Source organism: Actinoplanes sp. ATCC 53533 (assembly GCF_003947245.1).
Genome location: NZ_QHHV01000115.1, coordinates 46,438 through 65,946, shown reverse-complemented (window position 1 = coordinate 65,946; position 19,509 = coordinate 46,438). Strand labels below are relative to the sequence as shown.

Here is a 19,509-nt window from a genome sequence, read left to right as displayed (position 1 = left end):
CATCCTCGGCCTGGATGAGAACGAAGATTTTCATGCAGCGCCCGGCTTCGATGCCGCCCGCATACGCGACGCCCTCGCAGCCGCCTGCAGCGATGACCTTCACCCGCCGGTAAGAGCTGAGATCGATGTCGTGCCCTTCGGCGATGCGCTATTGGTCGTCGCCGAAGTGGGCGAGCTGGACCCCCGTTTCAAGCCCTGCTACGTCGCGGCTCGCGGTGAATACAACGGATCCTTCACCCGTGGCGGGGATGGAGACCGGCGGCTCACCGACTTCGAGATTCATCTGCTGCATACCAATAGGGGACAGCCCGACGACGACCGTCAGCCGGTCGACGGGGCGACCCAGGCCGATCTCGAGTCGCGGGAAACCGATGCTCTTGTCGAGCGAGTTCGACTACGCCAGCCTCGTGCTTTCGCGGGACTGTCCACCGAACAGGTGCTGCGCCGGCTCAATGTCCTCGCGGAAGACCAGGAGGGGCGGCTGCGTCCCACTCTTGGCGGCCTGCTGGCATTGGGCGGATATCCACAGCAATTCTTTCCGCAGCTGAACGCGACCTTCGTGGTCTATCCAGGACTCTCGGCTCAGGACGTGCCGGCGAACGGCCCTCGGTTCCTCGACAACCGGTCCTTCGACGGGCCGATTCCGGTCATCGTCGATGAGGCGGTGACCGCAGTCCTTCGCAACACGTCCGTTCGCTCCTTTGTCGACGGCGCGGGCCGCACCGACGTCTACGACTATCCGGCCGAAGCTGTCCGCGAAGCGGTAGCGAACGCCTTGCTTCACCGGGATTACTCGCCCTACTCGCGCGGGACGCCGGTACAGATCACCCTCTATGCGGACCGGCTGGTGATCGCCAATCCGGGCGGTCTGTTCGGGGCGGTCACCGAGGACGATCTCGGCGGCGAAGGCGTCACGTCGACGCGCAACTCAGTGCTGGCGAAGCTGCTGCAGGACGTGCGCCTTCCCGAGACGGGGCGGATGGTTTGCGAGAACCGGGCCAGCGGCATCCCCACCATGCTGCGCGAACTTCGCCGAATCGGGTCGCCGCCACCGGAATTTCACAGTCGCATCACCCGCTTCAAAGTGATCATGCCTCGGCATGCGCTGCTCGGTGACGAGACCATGACGTGGATCGCCAGCCTGCGTCAGCCTGGCCTTACGCCTACTCAGCATCTCGCGCTTGCTGAGATGCGGGCGGGTCGACCCGTCACCAACGGCACGATGCGCAATCTCGGGCTCGAAGCTCACCGCGCCACGACCGAGCTGTCGGACCTGGTCAGCCGAGGTGTCGCGGTACGCGTCGGGGAACGCCGTCACGCCCGTTACCTGCTCGCACCGGCGGAGATCACCGAAACGCCACAGCAGTCAGGCGTGCGGGGAAGCGGAAGCGCCGAAGAGCTGGTCTGGGCTGCTCTGGCTGACGGCGCGGAGCTGAGTCGCCGGGATCTGGAAGTACGGACGGGCCTCACCTGGACCAAGGTCCTGCGGGCTCTCAAGATGCTCGAAGCGCGTAACCAAGTTGTCTTCACTGCTCCCGCGCGATCGCCGCTGCGTCGTTATCGGCGTGTCTGACAGGCGCTCGTCCGGGCTCGGCGGCGTGGCCTGGGGTGAGCGCGACGTCATGTGGCGCCTGATCGGCGCGCTGCCGGTGACCCCCGCGCCCGGGGGCGGCACCACCTGCGAGTCGCCGGTCACTCGGCCCGCTACCTGTACTCCGAAGTCCCGGAGGCGGGCCACTACCTGGTAGCCGACCTCGGTGGCGGCCAGCGACTCACCGTCCTCTCCCCGGAACTGGACCAGCCGGCGATCGTCGCACTGGCCGAGGCGGTCGGCATGCCGGGCTCACCGGCCGTCGAATGGATCGGAAGGTGAGTCCGGTCAGCGATCGCTCGGCCGGTTGCGCCACAGCCACCAGAGGCCGATGAGCGGCAGCACCAGCGGGACATAGCCGTACCCGCTGCCGTAGCCGGACCAGACGGTGGCGTCCGGGAAGGCCTCCTTGTCGAACACGCTCAGCGTGCCCACCACCAGGACGCCGACCAGTTCGATGGAGCAACTGGTCAGGGCGATCAGGCGGCCCCGGGTGCCACCGACGGCCAGGCCGACGGTGGCCGCGATGTAGATCAGCGCGGCGAGGGCCGACAGCAGGAACGCCAGCGGCGCCTCGGCGAACTTGGTGGCGATCTGCACGCCGGCCCGGGCGCCCGCGGAGACGGCGAAGATGCCGTACACCAGCAAGAGCACCCGCCCGGCGCCGGTGCCGATGGCCGCGTCCCGCGGTCTGGTCCGGGCGGGTGTCGGCTCAGCCACCGGTCGCCTCCGCGATCTGCTGCAGCCGCAGCACGAGCACCGGCAGCACCAGGCAGGCGACGCCGAGGATGAGGGTGCCCCAGCGGGTCGGTTCCAGCCGGGCCAGGTAGAAGCCGACGGGCGCGAACGCGACCGTGGTGATCAGGTAGCCGACGAAGGTGGTCGAGTCGCTCGGCCGGTCGCCGGTGATGAGCCCGGTGACGGCGACCAACACCAGCACCGCGACCAGGGCGCTGAGGCCGAGCATGGCCCACAGGTCGATGTTGCTGGGTGCGCGGTCGAGCGCGCAACGGATCAGATACCAGACCCCCAGCAGCAGGGCCACCACGATCGTCGCGGTCGACAGCGGGCCGTTCATCACGGGCACAGCGTACTGATCAGTGGCAGCGTGTTAGCTTTCGGCCGGGTGTGATCTCCAGCGGGAAGGCGGCACGACGATGCGGTTCGGACTTTTCGGTACGGGACCCTGGGCCCACCAGGCGCACGCCCCGGCGCTGGCGGCCCATCCGGACGTGGAGTTCGTGGGTGTCTGGGGCCGGGATCCGGCCAAGGCGGCGGCGCTGGCCGGCGAGCACGGCGCGCAGCCGTACGCGGAAATCGACGCCCTGATCGCCGACGTGGACGCCATCGCGGTCGCGCTGCCCCCGGACGTGCAGGCGGACATCGCCCTGCGCGCGGCGCGGGCCGGCAAGCACCTGCTGCTGGACAAGCCGATCGCCTTCACCACCGAGGCCGCCGCCGAGATCGTCGCCGCGGCCGCCGAGCAGCAGGTCGCCGGCGTGGTGTTCTTCACCCGCCGGTTCATGCCGCAGATCCAGCGGTTCATCGACGATGTCCGCGAGGCCGGCGGCTGGCTGGAGGCCCGGATCGACCACCTCGGGTCGATCTTCCAGCCCGGCAACCCGTTCGGGGCGTCGGTGTGGCGCAAGGAGAGCGGCGGCCTGTGGGACGTCGGCCCGCACGCGGTCGCGCTGATCCTGCCGGTGCTGGGCCCGGTCACCAAGGTGACCGCGCTGGCCGGCGACCGCGACATGACGCACGTGCTGCTGCGGCACGCCGGCGGCGCGGTCAGCACGCTGACGCTGTCGGTCGACGCGCCGGAGGCGCTGGAGCGCGAGGACGCGGCGTTCTACGGCGAGTCCGGGGTCGCGGACGTGCCGCCGGTGCCGTGGCTGCCGGTGGAAGCCTTCTGCCGGGCGGTCGACGACCTGATCACCGCCGCCAAGGGCGGCCCGGCGTCGGCGCTGGACCTGACGTTCGGCGCCGAGGTGGGAGCGATCCTGGCCGCGGCCGGCGAATCGATCAGCACCGGCCGGACCATCACCCTGGCCGAGGCCGAGGCCGAGGCCGGGACCGAGGCCGGGACCGGGACCGAGACCAAGGCCGAGGCCGAGGCTTCCTAGCGGCAGCGCCAGAGCAGCGGCTGGTTCTGGAGGTCCGTGCCGACCGCATAGCCCGCCGCGCTGAGGCCGTCGTCGCTGTAGCTGGTGACGAGGTAGTCCTGCCGGCCCTGCGCCTTCGGGTATCTCGGCAGGACGGTCGTCGCTCCGGCGGCGTTGGTGATCACCGGCAGTTCGGCCTCGCCGAGCACCCAGCCGTTAGCCGCCACCCGCGTCGGGACGCCCGAGGCCGTCGGCAGCCGCTCGTAGCGGTTGGTGGCGATCTGATAGCGGAAGAACGCCAAGGCGGTCGGGTTCGGCGTCCCCACCGCGCCCTGGCCGACCACCCAGCCGTTACGGATCGCCGCCGGCCAGAACAGGTCCGCCCGGCGACCGTCCATCTCGGGCATCGGCATTAAGCGGGCGGTGCCGTCCGCGAGCCACAGATAACCGGTGCCCTCCTTGCCCTCGATGTCGATCGCGCCCAGCACATTGCCGGCCTCGTCGACGTCGACCGCCACCCCGGGGCTGGAGCCGGCCGGCATCGGCAGCCGCTGCGGCCGGGCCGTCACCGAAGACCAACGGACCGGCCTGTTCCCGCTGCCGGACCCGAGGGAGCCAACCACGACGCCCGCATCGTTGATGGCTGCCGCGCTGCCGGCACCGCCGGCGAGCCGGGTCGTCCGGCCTGCGCTGTAGGCGTACGGGCGCTCGTCGACGACGCCGACCACGTCGCCGCGCGAGTTGATGTCCTGCAGGCTGGGGTTGCTGCCGTCGATCTTGATCTCGTCGACGAGCTCGCCGTCCTTCCAGACCACCAGCTGCTGCGCCTGCCCGCGTCCCGGGGGATACGTCCGGCCGATCTGCCAGCGCCCGCTGGAGTCGCCGCCGGTGACCACGGCCTTGCGGATGCCGTCGGTGGGCAGCCGGGTGACCGTGCAGTCCCGCGGACCGGCCGGCGAGGCGGCGATCGACGGAGCCGGGCTGGCGATCGGACGCGACGGCGCCGGCGTGGGCCGGCCCGCGGCGGAGAAGGCCAGCGTGCCGCCGGCCGCGCTGGTCGCCGTGAGGACCACGACCGCCACTCCGCTCGTCCACCAGCGGGTGCGGCGGCGGCGCCGGCCCTCGGCCATCGCGCGCGCCACGTCGATCCGGGACGGGCCCGCCGGTTCGCCGGCGAGCGGGCTCAGCAGCGCACTGGCGTCGAGGTCATCCAGGTCCGGGTGCCTGCTCATCGTGTACCCCCGAGGGAACGGATCCGGTCGCCGAGGATCCGGCGCAGGGCCGTGAGTCCGTGGGCTGTCTGACTCTTCACGGTGCCCTCGCTGCGGCCGAGCATCCGGGCGACGTCGGCCACGGGCTGGTCGCAGAGGAAGCGCAGCACCAGCACCGCCTGCTGCCCGGGCGGCACCTGGGACAGCGCGGCGCGTAACACGGCGCGTTCCTCGACACCGTGCGGCGGCGGTGCGGGTGCCGGCCGGTCGAGTGGGACGCCGAGGCGTACCTTCCACCAGCCGCGCCGCTTCTCGTCGAGGAACGTGCGGACCAGCATCGTGTGCACGTACGCGTCGACGTTCTCCACGCCGCTGATCCGCGACCAGCGCGTGTACAGCTTGGTGATGGTCTCCTGGACCAGGTCGTCCGCCTGGTGCTCGTCGCCGCAGAGCAGATACGCGGTGCGCCGCAGGCCCGTCGCCCGCCCGTGCACGTACGCCAGATACTCCGCGTCCGATCCGTTCGCCATCCCTGCTCCCGCCGTTGTCCCTGTAGTAAACGGCGACTTCGTTCGATCGGTTGTATGCCGGCGGGGCCTGGTTGTGGTGCGATGACCCATCCGCGTAGCCGTCCGCGCCGAATGGCAGTTGAAACGGGCATGAGTGATGGAGAGGCTGTAGTCATGAGTGAGCGCGGCGCTGCCCGCCGGCCTGACCATCTTTCGGTCGTGCCCCAGCCGGAGACCGGGCCGGCCACCGACGTGGGTGAGCTGCTGCAGGCGGTCGCGCGTGGCGACGAGCCGGCCTTCGCCCGCCTCTACGATCTGGTCGCGGCCCGGGTGTACGGCCTGATCCGGCGGGTGTTGCGCGATCCGGCCCAGGCGGAGGAAGTGGCCCAGGAGGTGCTGGTGGAGGTGTGGCGCACGGCGGCCCGCTTCGACACGGCCCGCGGATCGGCGACGTCGTGGATCTTCACCATCGCGCATCGCCGCGCGGTGGACCGGGTCCGCGCCGAGCAGGCCGCCTCCGACCGCACCATGAAGGTCGGCATCGCCTCGGTGGAGACCCCGTACGACGAGGTCGTCGACGAGGTGGCCGGGCGGCTCGAACGTCAGCAGGTGCGGCACTGCCTGGACGATCTCACCGAGTTGCAGCGCCAGGCCGTGACGCTCGCGTACTACCAGGGCCACTCATACCGCGAGGTGGCCGAGTTGCTGAAGACCCCCTTGCCAACGGTCAAGACCCGGATGCGCGACGGCCTGATCCGCCTGCGCGACTGCCTGGGTGTGGAGGTGACCGCGTGACCACGACGGACATTCACGCCCTGGTCGGCGCCTACGCGCTGGACGCGGTGGACGATCTCGAGCGGGTCGCCTTCGAACGCCACATCCTGGCCTGCGAGGCGTGCCGCGCCGAGGTCGACGAGTTGCGCGAGACCGCGTCGCGGCTGGCCGACACCACCTGGTCGGTTCCGCCGCCGAGGCTGCGCACGGAGGTGCTGGCCGCGGTCGGCCGCACCCGGCAGCTACCGCCGGCCGAGTCGGCCCGGCCGATGCCGGACGCGCGGGCGGCGGTGTCACGCTGGCGCCGCTTCACCGCGGGCGCGGCCGCGGCGGGCGTCCTGGCCGCCGGCGCGGGTGCGGCCACGTGGGCGGTGCAGGAGCAGCGGGTACGGGAGAAGAACGCCGTCGTGGCAGCCGCCGAGTTGCGCGAGGCCCGTACCGAGGCGATCCTCGCCGCCCCCGACCTGGTGGTCCGCACCGCGCCGATGATCGGCGGAGGCCGGGTCACCGTGGCCTCGTCCGCCCTGCAAAGAGCCAGCGTGGTGTCGCTGCGCGCCGACCGGGCGCCGGCCGCCGACCGGGCCTTCCAGCTCTGGACGATCCGGGACGCCGCGAAGCCGGCCCCGGTCGGCGCCGGGCTGCTGCTCGCGGGCGAGGCCTCGGCGGCGCGGATCGTGGACGGCGTGCCCGGCAACGACGTCTTCGCCGTCTCGGTGGAGCCGGCCCGGGGCTCGGCGCAGCCCACCGAGATCGTCGCGCAGGTCCTGCTGACCTAGACCCGGCGGGTCAGGGGACGACGCGCTCGATGGCCGCGGCGCCGTCGCGCTCCAGCTCCCGGCGGGCTCGTTCGATGTTTTCCGGCGTCGGGTCGCGGCCCTGGGCCAGCGCCAGGTCGATGGGCTCCCATTCCTGCTCGGCCCCGGTCCGGAACACCGGCCTCGCGCGCGTGCCCGCCGGATCGTCGTCCGGCGTCGGGTGGTTCTCGTCGGTCATGGCTCCTCCACGGTGGGTGCCCTGATGCGTCCACCCTCTTCCTACTCCGGCATCCCCCGGGTTGCCCAGGCTCTTCCGCCCACTCCTTCCCGCGATAAATGGGACGATCAAGGACTTCACCCTCCAAGCGAGCGTGATTCGGACAATGGTCGCGCGCATCGGATGGACGGTGTGTAGTGAGACGAATACATTTCTGCGTTGGCGCGTGTGTGAGTGGTCCGGCGGGGACCGCTCGATGTGTGGGCCGCCGGCGGCGACTCGCGGCACGCGGCGCGAGGGGAACGTGACAGATGATCGATCGCTGGGAAGTGCAGAGGTGAGCAGCCTGCCGGACGCCGAGCGGGACGCGAGTGAGGTCGTACAGGTGCTGGCGGGGCTGGCCGCCCTCTTGCGCGGCCGGGATCTCGTGCTCGACCAGGACGCCCGGGTGATGCTGAGCATGGCTCTGGAAGGCAGCGTGTCGGCGGCCCGGGTGCTGGAATATCTGCGCGCCCTGCAGGGCGTCGGCGACGGGGTGGCCGCCGCGGTGCCACCGCGGCTCGGGCCCTGGCGGGAGTGGGTGCCGACGCGGGGATACCTGTTCGGCGAGACCGCCGACGCGCCCCGGATAATCGAGGGGCTGCCACGCCCCCGACGCCGCCACGACCCCGGCGAATAGCCGCTCCTGGTCCGAGTTGGATCACGTCGGTCCGGGCTGGCGTCAACGCGCACGTCAAACGGTGACCGATCCAGCACATTCTGGCCATATGAACTACTCTGGCGTTCCGCGCCTACCTGGCGTAACTTGCAGACCAGCGGACTGTTGTTGGACGCGGTATCCGGACGGCGCCTGGGTGAGGCGCCGCGCTGCGCAGCTGGTCAGCGCAGATCCCCCGCGCGGAGGTGGCGTCGTCCGCACGACGCCCAGGAAAGAGGGCAGCTGTGTATCTGCCGATCACCACTCGCCAGTTGGCCGATAGCACCGTCGAGATCGCGCCCAGCGGCGAGATCGATCTCGACAATGCGCATGTGATGCGCGACGCGGTCAATGACGTGCTAACCACCTCCACACCCGGGAAGATCGATCTCGACCTCCAACGGGTGATGTTGATCGACAGCATCGGCATCGGCATCCTGGTGGCCTGCTTCCACACGGCTGCCGCCAGCGGCGTCAAGCTGGTGGTGAGCCATCCCAGCCCGACGGTCTACCGCCAGCTGTGGATCTCCGGCCTGGTCGGCCTGCTGGGCTGCGCCGAGCCGCCGTCCCCGCGCACCTCGGTCGGCCTGCGCCCCAGCTGATCCCGCCCCTGCTGGGGGTCACCCGTTCGGGTGACACGCATGAAGAAGAGGCCCTTCGAGGGGCCTCTTCTCCATGGATGTCTCAGTGCACGGGCACGCCCGCGGCGGCCTCCTCCTGGGCGCGGCGCTCGTCGCCGCTGGTCGTGTGCAGTGGCTTCTCCCTGATGAACAGGACGGCCACCACGGCCAGCGCGGCGATCGGGCCGCCGACCAGGAACAGCTCGGCGGTTGCCTGGCCGTAGACGTCGGCGACGATGGCCCGCACCGGCGGCGGCAGGGTCGTCAGGTCCGGCACCGTCGCGGTGCCGTCGCCGCCCGCGGCCGGCCCGAATCGCTCGGCCATCAGCGTGGTGACCCGGCTGGCCAGCACCGCGCCCAGCGCGCTGACCCCGATCGCGCCGCCCATGCTGCGGAAGAACGTCAGCGCGGAGGTGGTCGCGCCGAGCTCCTGCGCCGGCACGTCGTTCTGCGCGGCCAGCACCAGGTTCTGCATCAGCATGCCGACGCCCACCCCCAGGACGACCATGTACAGCGACAGCGTCAGCACGCTGGTGCCCGCGTTGATCGTGCTCAGCAGCAGCATGCCGCCGGTCATCACCGCCGCGCCTCCGACCAGGTAGGCCTTCCACCGGCCGTACTTGGTGATGAGCTGGCCGGCGACCGTCGAGGACACCAGCAGGCCGAAGATGAGCGGCAGGCTCATCAGCCCGGCCACGGTCGGTGACTTGCCGAGCGAGATCTGGAAGTACTGCGACAGGAAGACCGTGCCGCCGAACATCGCCACGCCGACCAGCACGCTGGCGACGATGGTGAGCGAGACCGTGCGGTTGGCGAAGATGGACAGCGGGATGATCGGCTCGGCCGCCCTGGACTCGACCAGAACGGCGAGGCCGAGCAGGACCACGCCACCGGCCACGAAGGCCGCCGTCTCCCAGGATCCCCAGGCGAACTGGTTACCGGCCAGAGTGGACCAGATCAGCAGGTCGCAGACGCCGGCCGTGATCAGTGCCGCGCCCAGCCAGTCGATGGTGACCGCGCGGCGCACGTTCGGCAGGTGCAGGGTGCGCTGCAGCAGCAGGATCGCGGCGACCGAGAACGGCACGCCGATGAAGAAGCACCACCGCCAGCCCAGCCAGGAGGTGTCCACCAGCAGGCCGCCGATCAGCGGGCCGGCGATGGTCGCGACGCCGAACACGGCACCGAACATGCCGGAGTAGCGGCCCAACTCGCGGGGCGGGATCATCGCCGCCATGACGATCATCGCGAGCGCGGTCATGCCGCCCGCGCCGATGCCCTGCACCACCCGGCTGAAGATCAGCATCTCGACGTTCGGCGTGAAGCCGGCGATGAGCGAGCCCGCCACGAACAGGCCGAGGGAGAGCTGGATCAGGAGTTTCTTGCTGTAGAGATCGGCCATCTTGCCCCACAGCGGCACGGTCGCCGTCATGGCCAGCAACTCGGTGGTGACGATCCAGGTGTAGACGGACTGGGTGCCGCCCAGGTCGGCGATGATCCGCGGCAGGGCGTTCGACACGACGGTCGAGGCCAGGATCGCCACGAACATGCCGAGCATCAGGCCGGACAGGGCCTGGATGACCTCGCCGTGCGACATCTTCCCCGCACTTTCCGCGGGCACCGGGTCGTCGGCTACCTCGGCTTCCAACTGGGTCGCGGCGGTGTCGGGTTCCTTTTCGGGCGGCATCAGACTTCCTCGTTCGTAGGGGCGGCCAGGCCGGTGGCGAGCACGCCGAAGGCCTCGTGCACTAGCTCGGTAAGGGGTCGCACGCCGTCGGCCGCGCACCAGCGCATCATCGCCACGCGCAGGGCGGCCGCGGTGACAGCGGCCACCACCTGCGGAAACGCCGAGGTGGGCGCGGTCGCGGTGCGCTCGGCGAGCGCCGCGACGAACTCCCGCTCGGCGGCGGCGCCGCGGGCCATCAGGGTCGGCAGCAGGGCCGGGTTCCGCTCGATCACCCGCATCCGGATCAACCACACCTCCCGGTCGGCCTGCAGCTGCGCGATCGCCGGTGCGAGCGCCAGCAGCAGCGCGGCGATGATCGGGGTCTCCGCCGGAACGGCGGCGAGCCGATCGCGCATCTCCTGGGGCTCCACCAGGGGATCACCGATCAGCGGGTCGTCCTTGCCGGCGAAGTAGTTGAAGAACGTGCGCGGGGAGACGTCGACAGCCGCGCTGATCTCCTCGACGGTGACCCGTTCCAGGCCGCGCTCGTCGACCAGGTGCAGCGCCGCGGCGATCAACGCCTCGCGGGTCTGCTGCTTCTTGCGATCCCGGCGACCAGGCTCCCGTCGCGGGGGCACGGGCTCGACGTCGATCACCGCGACAAGCTACGGCCTAACTTGCAGCCACTGCAATCTTTTTATCCGTCGTCTACCGTTGGCGGATCATGGTGCGGCGGCTGACGGTCACGATCTTTTTCCTGTATGCCGTGAGCGTCGTCGCCATCACCGTCTTCCCGATCCGGGTGCGGCCCGCCGACTACTGGGCCGGCGAGCCGTGGTGGACGGTGCTGCGCTGGATTCCCGGCGACGTCGACGCGCCCAGCTTCGTGCTCAACGTCATCATGTTCATTCCGCTGGGCGTGCTGCTCCCGCTGCTCCGGCCGGCCCTGGACGCGGTCCGCCGGCTCGCCGCGCACGCGGTCGTGGCGAGCCTGGCCATCGAACTGACCCAGCTCACGCTCGGGCTGACACTGGGCAGCCGCCGCACCGTCGACGTCAACGACCTGATCGCCAACCCCGCCGGAGCGTTGCTCGGGCTGCTCATCCTGCGGCTGGCGGTCCCGTCACGGCAGCACCGCGCAAGGTACGGCGCAGGAAGCTCGCCGTCGCCGATACCGCCTGGCTGACGTACGGCTCCCGGTCGTACAGGTCGATGTGCTGCCCGGCGTCCAGCCAGACGATCTCCCTGTCGCCGGGGGTCTCGTCGTGCATCCGGGTGGCCAGTTCGGGACTGCAGTAGTCGTCCTTGCGGCCGTGCACGATCAGCAGCGGCGTCTCGGCGAGCAGGGCCGCCCGGCCGAGTGCGTCGAAGGTCAGCAGGGCGTGCAGGGACCCGCGGGTCACCCTGTTCTCCCAGCTAGCGGCGGTGGAGCGGGCAGTGCCGTAGTAGGACCACGGCTCGTCGCCGGCCATCGCCGCCTCGCCGCCTCCCGGCGCCACGGCCGGCAGGAAGTCGTCGTAGGAGTCGATGAAGCCCCGGAGCCCGGCGCGGTAGCCGGCCGGGTCGCGGGCGAACCAGGCCGGGCTGTTGTAGGCGCCGGCGATCCCGGCGACCGCGCGTACCCGGGGATCGGTGGCGGCGGCGCTGACCGCGTACCCTCCGCCCAGGCAGATGCCCACCAGGCCGATCCGTTCCGCGTCCACTTCGGACCGCGACCGCAGCAGGCTCACGGCCGACCGCAGGTCGGCGAGCTTGCCCTGGGTGTCCTCGTGCCCGCGGCGCCCCGCGCTGGCGCCGAAACCACGATGGTCGAAGGCGAGCGTGACCAGGCCCGCCCGCGCCAGCCGGTCGGCGTACAAGCCGGTGACCTGCTCGCGGACGCTGGTGAACGGCCCGGTCAGCGCGACCGCGCTGCCGTCCGCGCCGGCCGGGACGCGCAGGGTGCCGCGCAGGGTGAGACCCTCACTGGTGAAGCTGACCTCTTCGGTACGAATGTCGTCCACACGTCGACGCTAGGCTCGGCGCAGGTCGCTGCAAAGAAGGCACTTCGCGGTGCCCATCGGGCTCGGGGGTACGGACGATGACGCTGGTGATCCCGGACGTGCTCGAGGAGTCCTGCGCGACGAGGCAGGCCCTCGAACGCCTCGCGGCGAAGTGGCGGGTCCTGCTGATCTACGCGTTGCTGGCCGGGCCGCAGCGCCCGGCAGCGCTGCGCCGCAGGCTGCCGGGAATCACGCAGAAGGTGCTCACCGAGACGCTGCGCGCGATGGCCGCGGACGGCCTGGTGGAGCGGCGGGTCCTGAAGGAGGAGCCGCCGCAGCACGTCGAGTACGCCCTCACCCCGCTGGGCCGGACGCTCGAAGAGCCACTGGCCGCGATCTGCGGCTGGGCGCTGGCGCAGACCTCCGCCTGAACCGGACGCGTCGCCCGCCATGCCCCCGCGGGTCAGGCGTCGGCGCTGGTCATGCCGCTGCGGCCGGGCGTCGGCGCTGGTCATGCCATGCCACCGCGGGCCGGGCGTCGGCGCTGGTCAGACCATCAGGTCCGGCTCGACCTGGTGGATCTTGATCGGCATCCCCTCGGGCGTTTCGACGTGCAGTCGGGTGCCGAGATCACGGTCCGTGGCCACCTCGACGACGGTGACGCCGCGCTCACGCAGCATCCGCTCGAGCCGGGCGAGCGGCATCGTCGCGGTGAAGTTCAGCTCGACCGTGCTCTCACCGCGCGAGGCGTCCGGCGGCCGGGTGACCAGGCCGATCTGGGCGGTGCCGACCTGCATCAGCACCCAATCGCCGTCCCGGTCGCCGTGGTTGACCTCCCCGCCCAGCTTCTCGTAGAAGTCGACTGCCGAGGCCATGTCGTCGACGTGCACCATCGGCTGCAGTTGCAGGCCGGGCAGCATCGGGTTGACCAGCAGCGGGCGGGGCGTCGGCGCCCCGGCGACACCGGCGGTCCCGGGCCGGTGAGCGGGGGCCGGGCCGAAGGTGCGCTGGTTGCCGCCGTGGGCCTGGCCCGGCTCGGTGGGATGCGAGTTGGATCGGCCGGGTCTATCGGCGAACGTCCGGCCCGGGTCCGCCTGCGGTATCGGTACTGCGGCGGACGTCGGTCTCGGGCGCGGGGTCGGGCCGGCCGACGCTGCCGGCGCAGCGGTAGGTCCCCCGGCGGGCGGGTCGAGCGGCTCGGCAGCCGACGGGCCGGGGTGGGCCGCCGCCAGAGCCGCTTCCTCCGCCGGCGGCGTGCGCCGCGGACCCGGCATCGGCCGACCGGGAGTCCGGGCTGGTGGCGTCGCGCCGGCCGCTGCGGGATCGACCGGCTGGTGGTCCGGACCGGGCCGGGGGACAGGGGCCGGGTGTTGCGTGAACGGGGCCGCGATGGGGCGTGGGTCGGACGGGTCTCCCGAGGACGGCCGGCGGGGGCCGGGCGGCGCGGCCTCTTGGCGTGCCGGGTTGGCCGGTAGGTCCCGGGCGTTCGCCGACTTCCTGCCACCGGGCGGGACCGGTCGTTGTCTGGCCATGGCGAGCTCCTGTCGAGCGGGCTTTCGGCGCCGGCGAGGTACCGCCGCCGAAGTGCTCAACGACCCGTGGCGCTCATCGATACATCCCCGTCCTCGCGGCCGGGACCCGGACGACGCCGCAGCCGGCGCAGGACGAGAAGCCCGCCGACCCCCGGCACGACCGCCGTGAGCCGGCTGCGCAGATCCCCGGTCACCTGCACGGTCGCCCCGATCACGAGCAGGTACGCGCCTCCGTGCACCGGTCCGAGCAGCGCCGCGACGGGCGCCCAGTGCACCGTCGCGAGGTTGGCCAGCAGCAGGATCAGGCTGGCGAGCTCGGCCAGCGCGGCGGTACGCAGCAGCCGGAGGGACATGGTCACGCCCCCGTGGTCGAGCCCGGCCGGACGATCATCAACACGACGACCACCGCCCAGAGCAGGTTGAAGATCCCGGTGACGATTCCGAGCCGGGCCGCCGCCCGCCGTCCCCGGATCGCCCCGTCGGGTGACCGACCTGGGCCGCTGGCCGGGTGCTCGCTGGCCGGGTGCTCGCTGGCCGGGTGCTCGCTGGCCGGGCGTTCGTCGGCCGGGCGTTCGTCGGCCGGGCGCCCGTTGGCTGGGCGTTCGTCGGTCGGGCGCCCGTTGGTCGGGCGTTCGTTGGTCGGGGGTTCGTTGGCCAGGTGTTCGTCGGCCAGGATCGCTGCCTGGCCGGGCAGGACCAGGATGATCAGCACCGCGGCCGCGCCGACCGTCACGATGATCGAGGTGATCAGCCAGGCGTCGCCCAGGACGTCCAGGCTGCGGGCGGTGGCCAGGCCGAAGACCGGGACCAGCACGCCGAGGGCCGCGTAGACCCGGCAGATCCGGTGCAGATTCCGCAGGACGGCCACACCGCGGGGGTCTGCCGGCTCGGCCAGGGCGCGCCGGGTCGCGGCCGGGAACATGCTGGCCGCCACCGTCACCGGCCCGATGGCGACGATCGCGGCCAGGACGTGGATCGACAGGAGCAATTTTGTCACGGTCGATGACGCTATGCGGGCCGGCGACCGGCGCACAGTGGCTGGAATGCCATATCCCAACGGAATCTCGCCAGGCCTGCGTTAGGCTTCCCGGTCATGCACATCGTGGCCGTGCTCGCGCTCGACGGGGTCATCGCCTTCGACCTCTCGACACCCCTGGAGGTCTTCGCCCGGACCCGGCTGGCCGGCGGTGCCGCCGCCTACGAGGTGCGTGTCTGCGCCGTGGCTCCGGAGGTCGACGCCGGCGCCTTCGTGTTGCGGGCGCCGTGGGGGCTGGAGGCGCTCGACACTGCCGACACGATCATCCTGCCGGGGCTCGCCGACCCCGCCGCGCACGTACCGGAGGAGGTGGTGGCCCGGCTGCGCTCGGCCGCGGGGCGCGGCACCCGGATCGCCTCCATCTGCGTCGGCGCGTTCGTGCTCGCCGCGACCGGGCTGCTGGACGGGCGGCGGGCGACCACCCACTGGCTGGCCGCCGCCCGGCTCGCCGAGCGGTTTCCGGCGGTCGACGTCGACCCGGATGTGCTCTACGTGGACAACGGGCAGTTCCTGACCTCGGCCGGCGCGGCCGCCGGGCTCGACCTCTGCCTGCACCTGATCCGCCGGGACCACGGCTCGGCGGTGGCCGCCGACGCGGCCCGGCTCTCCGTCATGCCGCTGGAACGCGAGGGCGGACAGGCGCAGTTTGTCGTGCCGGAGCAGCCACCGGCGCCGCTGGGCTCCACGATGGAGCCCCTGCTGCGCTGGCTCGGCGAGAGCGCCGGACGCGACCTGACCATGGCCGACATCGCGGCGCACGCGGGGATGAGCACCCGCACGCTCAATCGTCGCTTCCGGGAGCAGACCGGGACGACACCGCTGCGGTGGCTGCACCGCGCCCGGGTCCGGCAGGCCCAGCACCTGCTGGAGAGCACCGCCGAGGGGGTGGACCGGATCGGCGAGCGGGTCGGCTTCGGCTCACCGACCGCCTTCCGCGAGCGCTTCAAGCAGATCGTCGGCACCAGCCCGCACGCCTACCGGCACGCCTTCCGCTCGACCCGCTGAGCCACCGGAGAAGGCCCGGTCAGTGACCGGCAGGCCCGGCTCTCGCCAAGGCGATGGCTCGCCAGGCCTCGGCCTGCGACAAGACGGCGAGGGTCAGCGGGATCGGGCCGGCGGCATGACCCCGCACCCTAGTCATTGAGCTGGGCTCTCTCGATCTCGCCGAGCGCCATCGTCATCAGCTCCGGCAGCGCCCGCGCGCCGAGCAGGTGGGCGATCAGCAGCGTCGAATGCCGGGCCAGCGCCTCCGGTTTCAGCGCCGGCTCCTCGTCGTCGTGCACGCCCAGCGCGCCCGCCAGCAGGACCAGCACGACGTGCGGATCCACCTCGGGCTGCCACGCGGCCGCCGACCGGACGCTCTGCTCCAGGACCGTGCGGATGTCGTCGCCGTCCAGGCCGTCCGGGTGCGTCAGCTCCAGCAGCAGCCGCACCGTCGTGCCCAGGATCAGGCCCACCTGGGCCTGATCCTGCGCGGCCAGCTCGCCGATCGCCGAGGTCAGCGCCTCGGTGTCGTGGTCGCGCGCGGCCACGACCGCGGCGTCGGTGGCCGCGGCGATCGGCCGTGCGGGTGCGGGCAGGTGCCGCCACTGATTGGTCACGAGCCGACGTTAGCCCGGGGGTCCGACAAGACCGCGGAGCCCGGGAAGCGGTCGATGTTGTCGACCACCCAGTGCCTCAGCAGCGCCAGCGGCTCGCACGCGTCCCTGCCCAGGTCGGTCAGCGAATATTCGACGTGCAGCGGCACCGCGGGGTAGACCGTGCGGTCGATCAGGCCGTGCTCCTCGAGCCGGCGCAGGGTGGCGGTGAGCACCTTCGGGCTCACCCCTTCGAGCTTCGTGCGGATGACGCCGAACCGGCGCGGGCCGTCCTCCAGCGCTCCCAGCGCCAGCGCGCTCCACTTGTTGGCCAGCAGATCCAGCATGTCGCGGCACGGACACGCGGCCGCGTAGACGTCGTGCGGCTTGCCGCAGGAGGTGGTCGCCATCGGGCCATCGTAGTTCCCATCGGAAACCAGTATCCGTTGACGGTAACTAGGGTCTCAGGCATAGCGTCGTTGACATGGCTGAACTCATGCGCGCGGTGGGCTACCGCAGGAATCTCCCGATCTCCGACCCGGCGAGCCTGGTCGACCTCGAGCTGCCGGTGCCGGTGCCCGGCGAGCACGATCTGCTGGTCCGGGTCGAGGCCGTCTCGGTCAACCCGGTCGACGTCAAGGTCCGGGCGAACAGCGACCCGGGCGGGAAACCCAAGATCCTCGGGTACGACGCGGCCGGCGTCGTGGTCGCGGTGGGCGACGCGGTCACCCTCTTCCGGCCCGGCGACGAGGTCTGGTACGCGGGTTCGATCGCCCGTTCCGGCACGAACGCGCAGTTCCACCTGGTCGACGAGCGGATCACCGGCCCCAAGCCCGCGTCGCTGGACTTCGCCGCGGCCGCCGCCCTGCCGCTGACCACCCTGACCGCCTGGGAGGCGCTCTTCGACCGGCTCCGGCTCACCGACACGAGCACGGGCACCCTGCTCGTCCTCGGCGCGGCTGGCGGCGTCGGCTCGATCCTGGTCCAGCTCGCCCGAAGCCGCACCGACCTCGAGATCATCGGTACGGCCTCGCGCCCCGAGTCGCAGCGGTATGTCCTCGACCGCGGCGCGCACCGGGTGGTCAACCACCACGAGGACCTGGCGGCGGCGCTGCCCGACGGTGTCGACTACGTCTTCTCCCCGCACTCCGCCGGGATGGTCGACACGTTCGCGCGGATCGTGCGCCCGTTCGGGGCGATCGTGGCGATCGACGAGCCCGCGGGGCTGGATCTGCGGCCGCTGAAGTCCAAGAGCATCGCCTGGCACTGGGAGCTGATGTTCACCCGCGCGCTGTTCGACCCGGCGAGCACCGCGCAGCACGACATCCTGCGGCAGGCCGCCGAACTGGTCGACAAGGGTGTGCTGCACACCACACTGACCGAGCGGATCGACGGCGTCAACGCCGCCAACCTGCGCCGGGCGCACGGCATCGTCGAGCGCGGCTCGGCGATCGGCAAGACGGTCGTCGCCGGGTTCTGATTTTTGTCGGCCCCGAATGGCAGGGTGTCGGTCATGCAGACCTCTTCGGTGCGGCAGACGATGGCGGCGCGGGTCGAGCGTGGCGAGTTCCCCGGCATAGTCACGCTCGTCGCGCGCGGCGACGACGTCCGGGTCGAGGCGATCGGCGCGACGGCGTTCGACGGCGGCGTGCCGATGCGCCGCGACACGATCTTCCGGATCGCGTCGATGACCAAGCCGATCCTCGCGGCCGCCACGATGATCCTGGTCGAAGACGACGTGATCGACCTTGAGGAGCCGGTCCACAAGGTGCTGCCCGAGCTGGCCGGCCAGCGGGTGCTCGCCCGCGTCGACGGCCCGCTGGCGGAGACCGTCCCGGCGCGCCGGCCGGTGACGGTGGAAGACCTGCTGAGCTTCCGAAACGGCTTCGGCACCCTCCTCGAGCCGACCATCGACCCGCCCTTCCCGATCGTCGCGGCCGCCCAGGAGCTGCACCTGGAGCTCGGGTCGCCCTATCCACGCACGCCGCACACCCCCGACGAGTGGGTCCGGCGCTTCGGCACCCTCCCGCTGATGTATCAGCCCGGCGATCGCTGGCAATACAACACCGGCACCCAGATCCTCGGCGTGCTGCTCGCCCGGGCGGCCCGGCGGCCGCTCGGTGAGCTGCTGCGCGAGCGGCTGTTCGAGCCGCTGGGCATGGCCGAGACCGGCTTCTGGCTGCCGGCCGAGCGGGCCGCGCAGCTCCCGGTCCACCTCATGACCGACTCCGCGACCGGCAAGCTCACCGAGCAGCCGACCAGCGACTGGAGCGACCCGCCGGTCTTCCCGTCGGGCTCGGGTGGCCTCGTGTCCACCGTGGACGAGTTCCACGCGTTCGCGCGCATGCTGCTGCGGCGCGGCGTGCACGGCGGCACCCGCCTGCTGTCGGAGCAGTCCGTCGAGCTGATGACGACCAACCGGCTCACCCCGGAGCAGATCGCCAGCGGCGGCATGTTCCTGGGCGGCAGCGGCTGGGGCCTCGGCATGGCCGTGACCGTGACTCCGCAGCCACCCGCCGTCCTGCCGGGTGGCTACGGCTGGTCCGGCGGCTACGGCACGACCTGGCTCAACGACCCGCACGAGGAGCTGACCGCCATCGCGCTGACCCAGGTCAGCGACTTCCTGTGGAGCGGGGCCCTGACCGAGTTTCAGCAGTCGGCCTATGCCGAGCCGGCTCGGTAGGCTGACGACGTGGTTCCCGCGGAAGGGGAGACGCCATGACCAGCCTCGACGCCGTCACCGCCTGGGTGCGAAACTACCGGCGAGCGTGGGAGTCCAACGACCCCGAGCACATCGGCGGGCTGTTCGCCGACGACGCGGCATATTTCACCGAGCCGTTCGCCAAGCCCTGGCTCGGCCGGGACGAGATCGTGGCGCAGTGGCTGCGGCGGCGCGACGAGCCGGGGGATGCGACCTTCGAGTGGCACCCGATCATCGTCACCGAGGATCTCGCCGTCATCGAGGCCACCACGGTCTACCGCGAGCCACCCCGGACGTACAGCAACATGTGGGTGCTGCGGCTGGACAATCTTGGTCAGGCCCGGCAGTTCACCGAGTGGTGGATGAAACACCCGCAGCCGAAGCCCGAGTAGGCCGCGCGGACGGGTCGTACGTGAATATTCTCCTCATCTGCAAGTTTTCCTAGTGATCAGCCGCTCACTTTCCGATTTGAGCGCTCTGTCACCGGCGCGAGGCAACGTGAGCCGCGCTTATCGGCGGAGCACTGTGCGAATCTGCGTCTT

26 protein-coding genes are annotated in these 19,509 nt (G+C 71.5%); 13 read left to right on the top strand and 13 right to left on the bottom strand.

Translation table 11 applies throughout. The features are described 5' to 3' along the window. Positions 1–1,573: ATP-binding protein (locus DMB66_RS33705; RefSeq protein ID WP_158647463.1), on the top strand; the 1,573-nt coding region annotated here is incomplete at its 5' end. A gap of 51 nt (positions 1,574–1,624) precedes the next feature. Beyond that, complete coding sequence (locus DMB66_RS33700) at positions 1,625–1,873, top strand: hypothetical protein (protein ID WP_125808160.1); 249 nt, start codon at positions 1,625–1,627, stop codon at positions 1,871–1,873. Positions 1,874–1,879: 6 nt separating this feature from the next. On the opposite strand, the gene DMB66_RS33695 is transcribed toward DMB66_RS33700, so the two are convergent. Both DMB66_RS33695 and DMB66_RS33690 read right to left on the bottom strand, forming a co-directional pair. Next, complete coding sequence (locus tag DMB66_RS33695; RefSeq protein WP_199752773.1) at positions 1,880–2,311, bottom strand: hypothetical protein; 432 nt, start codon at positions 2,309–2,311, stop codon at positions 1,880–1,882. Then, positions 2,304–2,669, bottom strand: coding sequence for a hypothetical protein (locus DMB66_RS33690; protein WP_125808171.1), 366 nt, complete (start codon positions 2,667–2,669; stop codon positions 2,304–2,306). Before DMB66_RS33690 ends, DMB66_RS33695 begins: the two co-directional genes overlap by 8 nt. Positions 2,670–2,748: 79 nt before the next feature. Between DMB66_RS33690 and DMB66_RS33685 the strand changes: the two genes are divergently transcribed. Next, positions 2,749–3,714, top strand: coding sequence for a Gfo/Idh/MocA family protein (locus tag DMB66_RS33685; RefSeq protein WP_125808159.1), 966 nt, complete (start codon positions 2,749–2,751; stop codon positions 3,712–3,714). On the opposite strand, the gene DMB66_RS33680 is transcribed toward DMB66_RS33685, so the two are convergent. Both DMB66_RS33680 and DMB66_RS33675 read right to left on the bottom strand, forming a co-directional pair. Beyond that, positions 3,711–4,925 carry a hypothetical protein gene (locus tag DMB66_RS33680; protein ID WP_125808158.1) on the bottom strand — a complete coding sequence of 405 codons (1,215 nt, stop codon included), beginning with the start codon at positions 4,923–4,925 and terminating at the stop codon, positions 3,711–3,713. The genes DMB66_RS33685 and DMB66_RS33680 overlap by 4 nt on opposite strands. After that, positions 4,922–5,434: a SigE family RNA polymerase sigma factor gene (locus tag DMB66_RS33675; RefSeq protein ID WP_125808157.1), complete on the bottom strand. Its 513-nt coding sequence runs from the start codon at positions 5,432–5,434 to the stop codon at positions 4,922–4,924. Before DMB66_RS33675 ends, DMB66_RS33680 begins: the two co-directional genes overlap by 4 nt. Positions 5,435–5,587: 153 nt before the next feature. On the opposite strand from DMB66_RS33675, the gene sigK reads away from it, so the two are divergent. Next, entirely contained in the window at positions 5,588–6,208 is a 621-nt protein-coding gene (gene sigK, locus DMB66_RS33670; RefSeq protein WP_125808156.1) for an ECF RNA polymerase sigma factor SigK, read from the top strand. After that, positions 6,205–6,963, top strand: a complete 759-nt coding sequence (locus DMB66_RS33665) for an anti-sigma factor domain-containing protein (RefSeq protein ID WP_125808155.1) — start codon at positions 6,205–6,207, stop codon at positions 6,961–6,963. The genes sigK and DMB66_RS33665 overlap by 4 nt, the downstream gene beginning before the upstream one ends. A gap of 10 nt (positions 6,964–6,973) precedes the next feature. Here the strand turns inward: DMB66_RS33665 and DMB66_RS33660 are convergent, their stop codons facing one another. Continuing rightward, the gene (locus DMB66_RS33660) at positions 6,974–7,180 is read right to left on the bottom strand and encodes a hypothetical protein (protein WP_125808154.1); all 207 of its coding nucleotides are present in this window, start codon (positions 7,178–7,180) and stop codon (positions 6,974–6,976) included. A gap of 316 nt (positions 7,181–7,496) precedes the next feature. Here DMB66_RS33660 and DMB66_RS33655 point away from each other — a divergent pair, with 316 nt between their 5' ends. Continuing rightward, entirely contained in the window at positions 7,497–7,838 is a 342-nt protein-coding gene (locus DMB66_RS33655) for a hypothetical protein (protein ID WP_125808153.1), read from the top strand. A 263-nt stretch (positions 7,839–8,101) separates the two neighbouring features. Beyond that, positions 8,102–8,458, top strand: coding sequence for an STAS domain-containing protein (locus tag DMB66_RS33650; RefSeq protein ID WP_125808152.1), 357 nt, complete (start codon positions 8,102–8,104; stop codon positions 8,456–8,458). A gap of 82 nt (positions 8,459–8,540) precedes the next feature. Here DMB66_RS33650 and DMB66_RS33645 read toward each other — a convergent pair whose 3' ends face one another. Together DMB66_RS33645 and DMB66_RS33640 are read right to left on the bottom strand one after the other, a co-directional pair. Then, positions 8,541–10,070 (bottom strand): MDR family MFS transporter, encoded by a 1,530-nt coding sequence (locus DMB66_RS33645; protein ID WP_199752775.1) that lies wholly within the window; start codon positions 10,068–10,070, stop codon positions 8,541–8,543. Positions 10,071–10,159: 89 nt separating this feature from the next. Next, positions 10,160–10,795 (bottom strand): TetR/AcrR family transcriptional regulator, encoded by a 636-nt coding sequence (locus tag DMB66_RS33640; RefSeq protein WP_233625032.1) that lies wholly within the window; start codon positions 10,793–10,795, stop codon positions 10,160–10,162. A 68-nt stretch (positions 10,796–10,863) separates the two neighbouring features. Here DMB66_RS33640 and DMB66_RS33635 point away from each other — a divergent pair, with 68 nt between their 5' ends. Continuing rightward, entirely contained in the window at positions 10,864–11,325 is a 462-nt protein-coding gene (locus tag DMB66_RS33635) for a VanZ family protein (protein ID WP_125808150.1), read from the top strand. On the opposite strand, the gene DMB66_RS33630 is transcribed toward DMB66_RS33635, so the two are convergent. After that, positions 11,240–12,142, bottom strand: a complete 903-nt coding sequence (locus tag DMB66_RS33630; protein WP_125808149.1) for an alpha/beta hydrolase — start codon at positions 12,140–12,142, stop codon at positions 11,240–11,242. The genes DMB66_RS33635 and DMB66_RS33630 overlap by 86 nt on opposite strands. A 77-nt stretch (positions 12,143–12,219) precedes the next feature. Here DMB66_RS33630 and DMB66_RS33625 point away from each other — a divergent pair, with 77 nt between their 5' ends. Beyond that, entirely contained in the window at positions 12,220–12,552 is a 333-nt protein-coding gene (locus DMB66_RS33625; protein ID WP_125808148.1) for a helix-turn-helix domain-containing protein, read from the top strand. Between the two features lie 117 nt (positions 12,553–12,669). On the opposite strand, the gene DMB66_RS33620 is transcribed toward DMB66_RS33625, so the two are convergent. The 3 genes from DMB66_RS33620 to DMB66_RS66110 all read right to left on the bottom strand — a co-directional run bounded on the left by DMB66_RS33620 (position 12,670) and on the right by DMB66_RS66110 (position 14,650). Then, positions 12,670–13,395 carry a VOC family protein gene (locus DMB66_RS33620; RefSeq protein WP_125808147.1) on the bottom strand — a complete coding sequence of 242 codons (726 nt, stop codon included), beginning with the start codon at positions 13,393–13,395 and terminating at the stop codon, positions 12,670–12,672. Positions 13,396–13,709: 314 nt separating this feature from the next. Continuing rightward, positions 13,710–14,006, bottom strand: coding sequence for a DUF3817 domain-containing protein (locus DMB66_RS33615; RefSeq protein ID WP_125808168.1), 297 nt, complete (start codon positions 14,004–14,006; stop codon positions 13,710–13,712). 2 nt (positions 14,007–14,008) lie between these two features. Then, positions 14,009–14,650 (bottom strand): protease, encoded by a 642-nt coding sequence (locus DMB66_RS66110; RefSeq protein WP_125808146.1) that lies wholly within the window; start codon positions 14,648–14,650, stop codon positions 14,009–14,011. Positions 14,651–14,746: 96 nt separating this feature from the next. Here DMB66_RS66110 and DMB66_RS33605 point away from each other — a divergent pair, with 96 nt between their 5' ends. Further along, positions 14,747–15,694: a GlxA family transcriptional regulator gene (locus DMB66_RS33605; protein ID WP_125808145.1), complete on the top strand. Its 948-nt coding sequence runs from the start codon at positions 14,747–14,749 to the stop codon at positions 15,692–15,694. 128 nt (positions 15,695–15,822) lie between these two features. Here DMB66_RS33605 and DMB66_RS33600 read toward each other — a convergent pair whose 3' ends face one another. Both DMB66_RS33600 and DMB66_RS33595 read right to left on the bottom strand, forming a co-directional pair. Continuing rightward, a complete protein-coding gene (locus DMB66_RS33600; RefSeq protein ID WP_125808144.1) occupies positions 15,823–16,290 on the bottom strand; it encodes a hypothetical protein in 468 nt (155 codons plus the stop codon). Continuing rightward, a complete protein-coding gene (locus tag DMB66_RS33595) occupies positions 16,287–16,676 on the bottom strand; it encodes a helix-turn-helix domain-containing protein (protein WP_199752772.1) in 390 nt (129 codons plus the stop codon). Before DMB66_RS33595 ends, DMB66_RS33600 begins: the two co-directional genes overlap by 4 nt. A 74-nt stretch (positions 16,677–16,750) precedes the next feature. Here DMB66_RS33595 and DMB66_RS33590 point away from each other — a divergent pair, with 74 nt between their 5' ends. Genes DMB66_RS33590 through DMB66_RS33580 form a run of 3 tightly spaced genes read left to right on the top strand, consistent with a single transcriptional unit; the run spans position 16,751 to position 19,359 of the window. Further along, a complete protein-coding gene (locus DMB66_RS33590; protein WP_233625031.1) occupies positions 16,751–17,746 on the top strand; it encodes a zinc-binding alcohol dehydrogenase family protein in 996 nt (331 codons plus the stop codon). A gap of 33 nt (positions 17,747–17,779) precedes the next feature. Next, the gene (locus tag DMB66_RS33585) at positions 17,780–18,949 is read left to right on the top strand and encodes a serine hydrolase (protein ID WP_125808143.1); all 1,170 of its coding nucleotides are present in this window, start codon (positions 17,780–17,782) and stop codon (positions 18,947–18,949) included. 35 nt (positions 18,950–18,984) lie between these two features. Continuing rightward, complete coding sequence (locus tag DMB66_RS33580) at positions 18,985–19,359, top strand: nuclear transport factor 2 family protein (RefSeq protein ID WP_125808142.1); 375 nt, start codon at positions 18,985–18,987, stop codon at positions 19,357–19,359. The last annotated feature ends 150 nt before the right edge of the window (positions 19,360–19,509 follow it).

Coding starts and splice junctions, on each gene's coding strand:
- DMB66_RS33690 (WP_125808171.1), bottom strand. CDS start 2,669: ATGAACGGCCCGCTGTCGACCGCGACGATCGTGGTGGCCCTGCTGCTG.
- DMB66_RS33685 (WP_125808159.1), top strand. CDS start 2,749: ATGCGGTTCGGACTTTTCGGTACGGGACCCTGGGCCCACCAGGCGCAC.
- DMB66_RS33680 (WP_125808158.1), bottom strand. CDS start 4,925: ATGAGCAGGCACCCGGACCTGGATGACCTCGACGCCAGTGCGCTGCTG.
- DMB66_RS33675 (WP_125808157.1), bottom strand. CDS start 5,434: ATGGCGAACGGATCGGACGCGGAGTATCTGGCGTACGTGCACGGGCGG.
- sigK (WP_125808156.1), top strand. CDS start 5,588: ATGAGTGAGCGCGGCGCTGCCCGCCGGCCTGACCATCTTTCGGTCGTG.
- DMB66_RS33660 (WP_125808154.1), bottom strand. CDS start 7,180: ATGACCGACGAGAACCACCCGACGCCGGACGACGATCCGGCGGGCACG.
- DMB66_RS33645 (WP_199752775.1), bottom strand. CDS start 10,070: ATGTCGCACGGCGAGGTCATCCAGGCCCTGTCCGGCCTGATGCTCGGC.
- DMB66_RS33635 (WP_125808150.1), top strand. CDS start 10,864: ATGGTGCGGCGGCTGACGGTCACGATCTTTTTCCTGTATGCCGTGAGC.
- DMB66_RS33625 (WP_125808148.1), top strand. CDS start 12,220: ATGACGCTGGTGATCCCGGACGTGCTCGAGGAGTCCTGCGCGACGAGG.
- DMB66_RS33620 (WP_125808147.1), bottom strand. CDS start 13,395: ATGCCGGGTCCGCGGCGCACGCCGCCGGCGGAGGAAGCGGCTCTGGCG.
- DMB66_RS33615 (WP_125808168.1), bottom strand. CDS start 14,006: ATGTCCCTCCGGCTGCTGCGTACCGCCGCGCTGGCCGAGCTCGCCAGC.
- DMB66_RS33605 (WP_125808145.1), top strand. CDS start 14,747: ATGCACATCGTGGCCGTGCTCGCGCTCGACGGGGTCATCGCCTTCGAC.
- DMB66_RS33595 (WP_199752772.1), bottom strand. CDS start 16,676: ATGGCGACCACCTCCTGCGGCAAGCCGCACGACGTCTACGCGGCCGCG.
- DMB66_RS33590 (WP_233625031.1), top strand. CDS start 16,751: ATGGCTGAACTCATGCGCGCGGTGGGCTACCGCAGGAATCTCCCGATC.
- DMB66_RS33585 (WP_125808143.1), top strand. CDS start 17,780: ATGCAGACCTCTTCGGTGCGGCAGACGATGGCGGCGCGGGTCGAGCGT.
- DMB66_RS33580 (WP_125808142.1), top strand. CDS start 18,985: ATGACCAGCCTCGACGCCGTCACCGCCTGGGTGCGAAACTACCGGCGA.